Raw genomic sequence first — 9054 nt, forward strand, 5'->3', positions numbered from 1 at the left:
CCTTCATAACGGCAGCACCAGGACCAGGTGCACCACCGCGCGCCCCAACCAAGGAGCCCAGAGAAGGCTCGTCCAGCGGGTGTACTCCCGGAAACCCAGCTTATGGTAGAGCCCCAGGGCTGCCCGATTTTCCTCGGTGGTGGACAGCTGGACGCCGGGCAGACCCCTTTGCTGAAGGCAGGTCAGATGCGCACGCAGGAGCCGCTCACCCCAGCCCTGGCCCCGCACCCCGCCCAAAAGGTTGATGTGCAGATGGGCGGGGAAAAGCCCCTCGGGGGCGGCTTTACTGGGGTAGCGCAGGGCACGCAAGAGGAAGCGCAAGCTGGTGCCGAGCCCTGGGTAACAGCCCTGGGCAGCCTGGCGCAACCAACGGGGTAGCCCTCTCAGGAAGTACCAGCGGTAGGCGATTGGGTCTTGTGCACCCAGCACGTAGCCCAAAATCTGGCCTTCTTCCTCGAGCACCAGGCCGCATCCCCCCGCAGGCCCCAGGTAGGGCCTCACCCAAAGCTCGCCGAAGAGCACCTTGGCGGGGAAATAGACCTCTGCTGAACGGCCAAAGAAGCCGGTAGCGTAGGCCACCTCGGTTAGGGCCGCAAAGTCGGCGGGCAGGACAGGACGGATCTGGGGATTCACCGCCGATTCTCCTCCGGCAGCTCCAACCGGGCCAGCAGCCCCCCCTCGGGGGCTTTCTCTAGCCGGAGGCGCCCCCCGTGCTGCTCGGCAATGGCCATGACCAAAGTCAGGCCCAGCCCGGCCCCCCGCACCCCCTGGGTGCCCGCGCCGCGCTGGAAGGGCTGCAGGAGGCGCTCGAGCTGCCCCTGGGGGATACCCGGGCCTTCGTCGGCTACCTCCACCACCGCGCACGCCCCCTCGCGCCGGGTGCGCAGCCAGACCCGCCCACCCACCGGCCCGTATTTGATGGCGTTGGAGAGCAGGTTGGCGATGGCGGTGCGGAGGGTAAGGGGGTGGCCCCGGTAGGGGGTGGGCTCGAGCTCGAGCATCACCCTCACCTGTTTTTCCTTAGCCAGCCCCTCCAGCTGCTCCTGAACCTCCAGGGCCAGCAGGTCGAGCTCCACCGGTTCGGGTTCGAAGGGCACGTGGGTGCGGGCCAGCAACAAAAGCGCCTCAATGACCTGGGCCAGGTCTTCGGCGGTGCGGGCGATCTCCGCGAGGGCCTCACGGTACTGCTCTGGAGTGCGGGGCCGCTCTAAGCTCAGGCTGGCCCGCCCCTGTAGCAGGCTCAAGGGGGTGCGCAGCTCGTGGGCCGCGGCCAGGGCGAAGGCCTTTTCGCGCTCGATGGTGCGCTCGAGGCGGCCCAGCATGGCGTTGAAGGTGCGGGTCAGCCGGGCCATCTCGTCTTGCCCGGGGCTCTCCGGCACCCGTTGCCCGTACCGTTCCGAGGCCGCGATGGCCTCGGCCAGCCGGGTAACCTGGTCCACCGGACGCAGTGAACGGTCAGCCAGCAGATACCCCATCCCCAGGGCCAACACAAAGAGCACCGGTAGCCCCATCAGCAAGGTTTTCTGGGTTTTGTCCAGGGTACTCAAAGCTTCCTGCTGTGAACGCATCACCTGAACCACCCCACCGCCCGGCAGGGGGTGGTTGTAGACCCGCGTCCCCTGTACGCTCAGGAAGCCTGTTTTGAGCTCAACCTCCACCCAGGGCTGCCCCAACTGCCAAAGCGGCCTTCCCTGAGCATCGTAAACGGTGAGTGCGATGGCCCCCGGCAGACGGTTTTGCAAATGACCGGAATCCCTGATGCGGAGCTCACTCACGGCAATGGCTGCCGCTTCCCGGAGCGACTCATCCAGGATCTGGTGCAATGCTCTGTGAAAAACCCCATAGACCACAGCCCCGCTCAGCAACAAAAAGGCCCCCAGCACCAGCCCGTAGTACAGGGTCAGGCGGAGCCGCAGGCTCAAGGGCCCTCCTCCACTCGCCCCAATCGGTAGCCCAGCCCGCGCACCGTCTCGATAAAGTCCTCCCCCAGCTTGCGCCGCAGGCTCGAGACGTAGACGTCCACCACCTTGGTGTCCACCTCGCTCTCCCCCGGCCAGACCCGCTCGATGAGGCTGTTGCGGCTATAGGCCCGGCCCGGGTTCAGCCCGAAGCACTCCACCAGGGCGTACTCCCGTGGGGTTAGGGGCACCGGCTGGCCATCCTTGAGCACCTGGTGGGCCGCCAGGTCGAGGGTGTAGCCCCTGGGCAGAGGGATCAGGTTGGTGGCCTCGCCTCGAGCCCGCCGCACCAGGGCGCGGATGCGGGCCCGGAGCTCGCGGAAGTCGAAGGGTTTGCTCAGGTAGTCGTCGCCCCCGCTGTCGAGCCCGGTGAGCTTGGAGTCCACATCCCCCCGGGCGGTGAGGAAGAGGATGGGGGTTTTGTCCCGTCGGCCCCGCAACACGCGGGCCAGCTCGAAGCCGGCCTGGGGCCCTTCGGGCAGCATCACGTCCAGAATCAGGAGGTCGTAGGTCTCCAGCTCGGCCATACCCCGCCCGATGGCGGCGTTGGGGGCATGGTCCACCATGAGCCCATCGTCGCGCAAACCCTCGGCGATGAGCGCGGCCAGCCGGGGGTCGTCTTCTACCAGCAGCACCCGCATAGGCCTCCTCTAGCATGGCAGGCTACGCCGCGAGGGTAAAGATGGGGTAAAAGCCGGCCTCGAGTCGGCCAAAGGCCCCCGCCAAGAGAATGGCTCCCTCCACCTCGCAGCCACAACGTCAAAGAACCGCTCGTAGACGTCCTCGGCCATGCCTATAAAGGCCATCAGGCTTAGAAACAGCAGCCCTAGAAGCCAAAGAGGCGCCAGGCGAAGCCCCTTTCCCCAGATGCCGGATATCCTTTGGATCACGCTGCTTCTCCTCAATTTTATCGTAACCGGAACGGACCCTCGGAACCGAGCAGTTCCGAGAGCTTGACGAAAGCAAACCCCCGCGCCCGCAAGGCCGGTATCAGCTCCCTGAGGGCCGGAAGCGTGGCGGGGAGACGGGGGCCGCCCTGGCTGTGCAGAACGACGATGGAGCCGTTACGCACCCGGCCCAGCACGTTGCGCACGATAACCTTGGGGTCGGCCTGGCCCCCATCCTCCCCCGCCACGTCCCAGTGCACCACCTGTAGCCCCAGCCGCTCCACTAGGGCCAGGTCCTCTGGGGCGTAGCAGCCCCCGGGAAAGCGAAAGTAGCGGTTTTTGACCCCCAGCCCCTCCAGCAGGGCCCGGGTCTTCAGCACCTCATCGGCCTTGCGGGCCGGGGCCACCCCAGGCAGCCCGTAGCAGGGCTGGGCAAAGCCAGGGTGGCTGTAGCTGTGGTTCTCCAGCTCAAACAGGGGGTTCTGCGCCAGGGCGCGGGCCTGCTCGGGGTAGGCCTCGATCCACAGGCCGCTCAGGAAAAAGGTGGCCCTGACCTGGTTTTGCTCCAACAGCCGGTAGAGCTCGGTGGGGTTGTAGCTTCTGACCTTTCCCATGCGTAGCATCTGGAGCATGCCCGGGGTCATGTCGGCGTCAAAGGTCAGGGCGATCTGGGGGGACTGGCGAGGGCCGTGGAGAACGGGAGCGGCCAGCCCCAACCCCCCGAGCAGTACCGCCAGGGCCCACATCCTCACCGCATCACCCCGGTGTGCCCCAGGGAGTAGCGGCCCGGCTGGGGGTAGATAGCCAGCCCGTGGGGGCTTTTGCCCACCTTGATGCGCCGGATCAGGCCACCTTTTTGCAGGTCGGTATCAAAGACGTACACCTCGCCGTGGTAGCGGCCGGAAAGCCACAGCCTCTTGCCGTCCGCCGAAACCCCGCCCATGTCCGGGCTACCCCCGCCGGGGATTCTCCACTTCGCTACCAGCTTGCGGGTGGCGAACTCCAGCACGCTCACCGAGCCCTCCCCCCGGTTGGAGATGTAGAGGTACTTGGCGTCGCGGCTGGGGTAGAGGCCGTGGGCCCCTTTGCCGGTAGGGATGAAGCCGACCTTCCGGAACCCCAGGGCGTCGATCAGGTGCACCCCATCGGCCATCATGTCGGCCACGTAGAACACCTGGCCGTCGGGGGAGAGCTTCACGTCCTGGGGCATCCCCCCCAGGTGCAGCTTATCCCGCACTTTCCGGGCCGCCACGTCAATCCGAAGCAAATCCCCGCTGAACTCGCAGGCCGCCACCAGGGTGCGCCCATCGGCGCTGTAGTCCATGTGATTGATGCCCTTGCAGGGGACGCTCAGGCTCCCCTGGGGCTTCCAGGTCTTAGGGTCGAAGAAGTCCAGGCGGCGCTGGTACTCGGCCACCACGATGGCCGACTTTCCGTCCGGGGTGAAGTAGAGGTTGTAGGGGTCTTTGACCGGGATCCGCTTCCCCAGGGTTCCGGTCTTGGGATCGATGGGGATGAGGGTGTTGCCCACATCGTTGGCCACGTAGAGGGTCCTCAGGTCGTAGGCGGGCACCACGTGCTGGGGTTCTGCGTCCACCATATAGCTGGCCATCACCCGGTAGGTCTTGGGGTCGATCACGTACAGCCGGTTGGTCTTGCCATCGGGCACGTAGACCCGTTCGGGGAAATCCCTGACCACAGGCGAGAGCATCCCCGCCGCGGTGAAGGCGTAGACGTTCTTGGGGTCGTAGGGCGGCATCCCCGGCAGGCCCGCCTTCAGCCCGGGGCTGGCGGCGATGGGGGGCGGGCTCGAGGCTCCCTGCCCCGCTGGGCCGAGGGCCTCTGCCTGCGACCGATAGACCATCAGGGAAAACAAGAGCAACACCGCCCGCCAGCCAGGGTGTATTCCACTCATCACAGCCCTCCGTTTGGTATGCATGGGGCACTCAGACCTCGAGGGAGCACGTTAGAGCGCTTAGGTAAAGCTCTGGTAAAAAGCTGCCGGGCAGGCCTGGCAGCCCCCAGGTTCGGGGTTTCCTTGCAGGAAGGTTGCGCGCTTTGAGGGGAAGGTGAGGGCTGGCGCCTTTTACCAAACCTTTACGCGGCCTCCATAGCCTGAGGCGTGCTCGAGGGCCTGCGCTTGCTGTGGAACAACCCCTACGTGCGGGGGGTGGCCGGGCTGCTGCTGCTTCTGGCCTTGCTACGGCTTGTGTACCTCACCGCCGACCTCTTTGGGCTGTTCCTTTTGGCCCTCCTGCTCGCAGCCCTGCTACGCCCGTGGGTAGACCGGCTGGAGCGGCTCCGGCTGCCGCGCCCGGCCGCTTTGGCGCTGGTGTTGCTGCTCCTGGGCTTGGGCCTGGGCCTCCTGGGTGTGGGGCTGGTGCGGGTCAGTGAGGAACTGGCCCACTTCGCCCGAACCCTTCCGGGGACCGCAGACAGCCTGGCCGTTTGGTGGAGGCACCTACCCGAGCGGCTGCACGCCTCGGGGCTGCCCCCCTGGCTGGTGGGGGCCCTCGAGCAGGCTTACGGTTCGGTGGGCGAGTTCTTGCAAAGCCTCTCCGCCGAGCTTATCCCCCGCCTGGGCGGCTTCGCCCAGAGCGGGCTGCTCCCGGCCCTGGCCCTTCTGTTTGGCGGGGCAGTCAAGCTGGCGGCCTTTGTGGTGTTCTTCGTCTACCTGCTGGCCGATGGGCCGCGCATGGGCCAGGGCCTTTTGCACAGGCTTCCCCCCGACCTGCGGGCCTGGAGCGAGCGGATGGTGGGCTACCTCGAGCGGGCCGTGATGGGCTACTTTCGGGGGCAAATTCTGGTGGCGGCCAGCCTGGGGCTCTTGGTGGGGCTGAGCCTGGGCGTTCTGAAGGTGCCGCTGGCCCTGCCGCTGGGGATGCTGGTGGGCGTGCTGGAGCTCATCCCCTATCTGGGCATTGCTTTGGGGGCGGTGCTGGTCTTTTTCGCGGCCCTGCCCATGGGCTGGCCGGTGGTGCTCAAGGCCCTGCTGGTGCTGTTGGGGGCGGCCCAGCTCGAGGGCCACCTGCTGGCGCCTTTGCTGATAGGCCGCAGCACCTCGCTCCACCCGGTTACGGTGCTCCTGGCCCTTTTGCTGGGCGAGCGGCTGGGCGGCATACCGGGTATGTTGGTGGCTGTACCCTTTGCGGCTCTCCTCAAGCTGTGGTTGGAGGACATCTGGCCCTTGGGGGAAGGCCGCACCAGGCAAGCACCGGAGGACTCAAAATGGAAATCCTGAACAGTCTTTTCTGGCTCTTCCTGCTCATCTCCTTCCTGAGCCCGCTGTTCCAGCGGCAGGTGCTGGAAATGGCCCGGGCCCGCAGCATCCAGGCCCTGGAACGCCGCCGCAACAGCCGCCTCATCACCTTAATCCACCGGCAGGAGGCCATCGCCCTGCTGGGCCTGCCCCTTTCCCGCTACATCGACATCGACGACTCCGAGCAGGTCCTGCGGGCCATCCGCCTCACCGACCCCCAGGTACCCATCGACCTGGTGCTCCACACCCCGGGGGGGCTGGTGCTGGCCGCCGAGCAGATCGCCGAGGCCCTTTTGCGCCATCCGGCCAAGGTGACGGTCTTCGTGCCCCACTACGCCATGTCGGGCGGCACCCTGATCGCCCTGGCCGCCGACGAGATCGTCATGGACGCCAACGCGGTGCTGGGCCCGGTAGACCCCCAGCTGGGGCAGTACCCGGCGGTCTCCATCCTGAAGGTGCTGGAGCAGAAGCCCATTGAAAAGATTGACGATGAAACCCTAATCATGGCCGACCAGGCGCGAAAGGCGCTGGCCCAGGTTAAGGCCACCGCACAAAACCTCCTGCGCAAGCACCTGGACGAGGCCCAGGCCGAGGCCATCGCGGCTAGGCTCTCTCAGGGTACCTGGACGCACGACTACCCCATCAGCGCCGAGGAGGCCCGGGCTATGGGCCTGCCCATCTCCACCGAGATGCCCCCCGAGGTCTATGCCCTGATGGAGCTCTACCCCCAACCCCGCGGCAACCGGCCCAGCGTGCAGTACGTGCCCCTGCCCTACCGACGCGAAGGGCCTAGGGCGAGGTAGTCGTGCTCTCGGGGCCCCTGAGCGACCAAACCACCCAGGCCGAAGCCCTGAAGGTGCTCGAGCACCGCTCAAAGAAGCGCGGCCTGGCTCGAGTGCTCCCCTTTATGGGCCCGGCTTTCGTGGTCAGCGTGGCCTACATGGACCCTGGAAACTTTGCTACCAATATCCAGGCTGGAGCCCAGTTCGGCTATCAGCTCATCTGGGTGGTGGTGGCCTCGAGCCTCATCGCTATCTTTATCCAAAGCCTTTCGGCCCGGCTGGGGATTGCCACCGGCCAAAGCCTGCCCCAGGTGGTGCGGCAGGAGTTCCGTCCCTGGGTACGCTACTTTTACTGGGTGCAGGCTGAACTCGCGGCCATGGCCACCGACCTGGCCGAGTTCATCGGGGCTGCCTTGGGGTTTCACCTGCTGTTGGGCCTCCCCCTTTTCTGGAGCGCCGTGCTGGCGGCGCTGGCCACCTTCCTCCTGTTGGCCCTGGAGCGTTTTGGCTTCCGCCCGCTCGAGGCCGCCATCACCGTGCTGGTGGGGGTGATTGCCCTGGCCTATGTGCTGGAGCTATTCATTGCCCATCCCGATGTTGGGCTTTTCAAAGGCTTCGTGCCGGGCTTTGCGGGAAGCGAAAGCGTGCTTCTGGCGGTGGGCATTCTGGGAGCCACGGTGATGCCCCATGTCATCTACCTGCATTCAGCCCTCACCGAGCAGCGCATTCCCCTGCAAGACCCCGCGCTCAAGCGCCGCCTACTTTACTTCAGCAACCTGGATGTGGGAGTAGCCCTTTCCATCGCCAGCTTTGTGAACATCGCCATGCTGGTGGCGGCCGCCGCAACCTTTCACCGCACCGGCCAAAGCGAGGTGGCCGACATTACCACGGCCTACCAGACCCTCTCCCCTCTGCTGGGCCCCCTGGCCGCCGGGGCCTTTGCCGTGGCCTTGCTGGCCTCAGGGCTTTCCTCCACCACGGTGGGCACCATGGCCGGCCAACTGGTCATGCAGGGCTTCGTAGGCTTTGGCATCCCCCTCTGGCTGCGCCGCCTAGTGACCCTGGGCCCGTCCTTTGGGGTGATTCTTCTGGGCCTCGACCCCACCCGGGTCTTGGTGCTCTCGCAGGTGGTGCTTTCCTTCGCCATCCCCTTTGCCCTGGTGCCGCTACTGCTCTTTACCGCCAACCGGCGGCTGATGGGTGAGCTGGTCATTGGACGAACCCTAATGGTCGTGGGCTGGATAGTGGCAGGGGTCATCGTGTGGCTCAATCTCTACCTGCTTGTACGGAGTCTGACCTAGGAGTTTCCAGGATATCCCCATCGCGCTAGGTCAAGGCAAACCATATCTCACCGACTCGGGCGGCCCCTGGGGAACCGACGACCACCAGCGGGCCAGCCAGGCCCTCCTGGCCGAGGCCGAAGGGGTGCTGAACGAAGCCCTCCAGGCCGCCGGGGAGGTGCCGCTTTTGCGGGCCAGGGCCTTGCTTAACCTGGGGGTGGTGCGTAAGCGCCAGGGCCGCACCGAGGAGGCCCAGGAGTCCTATCGGCGCTCGCTCGAGGCTGAGGCTGAACCTGGAACAACCTGGCCGAGCTCAAGGGTGACCCGGAGAGCCTCGAGGAGGTTGGCCCTGCTGCAAGGGGCGCGTTATAGCGTGCTGGCCGAGCGTTACCAGGATCGCCTGCGGGCGTTCAGACTGCGTTAAGGGGGGTTTTGCTACAGTCCTGCCCGTAAGGAGGGAAGATGAAAAAGGCATCCCGACTCTGGCTCCTGGCTTTCGGTTTTCTGCTCGTAGCCTGCGGTGGGGGCAGCAGCCCGCCCCCCAGCAGCATCACCCTTACCGTGGTAGACGCCCAGAACGTAGGCTACACCGCCGCCTACCAGGTGGGCAGCGGGGCCTGGGCGGCCTTTACCCCCAGCAGCTCCAACACCTATACCTTCAACCTGGGCAGCAGCACCACCTACGGCGTGGCCGTGCGCTGCAACCCTTTGGCTCCAGGCATGCCTACCCAGGTCCAAGTGATCCAGGCTACCTCCAGCGAGCTGGCCAACCCCAAAGTGACCTGCAGCAGCCCCAACCCCAGCACGGTGAACTACACCCTGAACGTGAGCGTATCGGCGGTGCCTGGGGTGGTGTCGGGCGACACTGTGAAGGTGAGCGGAAAAGGC

At 66.1% G+C, this 9054-nt stretch carries 9 protein-coding genes and 1 pseudogene; 5 read left to right on the top strand and 5 right to left on the bottom strand.

The genetic code is table 11. The features are described 5' to 3' along the window. Positions 1-3: 3 nt before the first annotated feature. From NZ849_RS11755 to NZ849_RS11775, 5 genes are all read right to left on the bottom strand, one after another. Entirely contained in the window at positions 4-633 is a 630-nt protein-coding gene (locus NZ849_RS11755; RefSeq protein WP_295407750.1) for a GNAT family N-acetyltransferase, read from the bottom strand. Continuing rightward, positions 630-1922, bottom strand: coding sequence for an ATP-binding protein (locus tag NZ849_RS11760; RefSeq protein ID WP_295407753.1), 1293 nt, complete (start codon positions 1920-1922; stop codon positions 630-632). Before NZ849_RS11760 ends, NZ849_RS11755 begins: the two co-directional genes overlap by 4 nt. Next, positions 1919-2599, bottom strand: a complete 681-nt coding sequence (locus NZ849_RS11765) for a response regulator transcription factor (RefSeq protein WP_295407756.1) — start codon at positions 2597-2599, stop codon at positions 1919-1921. The genes NZ849_RS11760 and NZ849_RS11765 overlap by 4 nt, the downstream gene beginning before the upstream one ends. A 266-nt stretch (positions 2600-2865) precedes the next feature. Continuing rightward, positions 2866-3591 (bottom strand): polysaccharide deacetylase family protein, encoded by a 726-nt coding sequence (locus NZ849_RS11770; protein WP_295407759.1) that lies wholly within the window; start codon positions 3589-3591, stop codon positions 2866-2868. Positions 3592-3593: 2 nt separating this feature from the next. Further along, positions 3594-4760 (bottom strand): YncE family protein, encoded by a 1167-nt coding sequence (locus tag NZ849_RS11775; RefSeq protein ID WP_295407761.1) that lies wholly within the window; start codon positions 4758-4760, stop codon positions 3594-3596. Positions 4761-4967: 207 nt separating this feature from the next. On the opposite strand from NZ849_RS11775, the gene NZ849_RS11780 reads away from it, so the two are divergent. The 5 genes and pseudogenes from NZ849_RS11780 to NZ849_RS11800 all read left to right on the top strand — a co-directional run. Then, entirely contained in the window at positions 4968-6086 is a 1119-nt protein-coding gene (locus NZ849_RS11780) for an AI-2E family transporter (protein WP_295407764.1), read from the top strand. Beyond that, positions 6074-6907: an ATP-dependent Clp protease proteolytic subunit gene (locus NZ849_RS11785; RefSeq protein ID WP_295407767.1), complete on the top strand. Its 834-nt coding sequence runs from the start codon at positions 6074-6076 to the stop codon at positions 6905-6907. The genes NZ849_RS11780 and NZ849_RS11785 overlap by 13 nt, the downstream gene beginning before the upstream one ends. 2 nt (positions 6908-6909) lie before the next feature. Continuing rightward, on the top strand, positions 6910-8187 hold the full coding sequence (locus NZ849_RS11790) for an Nramp family divalent metal transporter (protein ID WP_295407770.1): 1278 nt from the start codon (positions 6910-6912) through the stop codon (positions 8185-8187). 124 nt (positions 8188-8311) lie between these two features. Next, a complete protein-coding gene (locus tag NZ849_RS11795) occupies positions 8312-8590 on the top strand; it encodes a hypothetical protein (protein WP_295407773.1) in 279 nt (92 codons plus the stop codon). Positions 8591-8628: 38 nt separating this feature from the next. Then, positions 8629-9054: pseudogene (locus NZ849_RS11800) on the top strand (hypothetical protein); the annotation flags it as partial.

The sequence above is a fragment of the Meiothermus sp. genome, assembly GCF_025060375.1.
Taxonomy (GTDB): domain Bacteria; phylum Deinococcota; class Deinococci; order Deinococcales; family Thermaceae; genus Meiothermus.

What these genes read in the sequence shown, in the direction of transcription:
- NZ849_RS11765 (WP_295407756.1), bottom strand. Translation starts at nt 2,599, where the DNA reads ATGCGGGTGCTGCTGGTAGAAGACGACCCCCGGCTGGCCGCGCTCATC.
- NZ849_RS11775 (WP_295407761.1), bottom strand. Translation starts at nt 4,760, where the DNA reads ATGAGTGGAATACACCCTGGCTGGCGGGCGGTGTTGCTCTTGTTTTCC.
- NZ849_RS11770 (WP_295407759.1), bottom strand. Translation starts at nt 3,591, where the DNA reads ATGTGGGCCCTGGCGGTACTGCTCGGGGGGTTGGGGCTGGCCGCTCCC.
- NZ849_RS11785 (WP_295407767.1), top strand. Translation starts at nt 6,074, where the DNA reads ATGGAAATCCTGAACAGTCTTTTCTGGCTCTTCCTGCTCATCTCCTTC.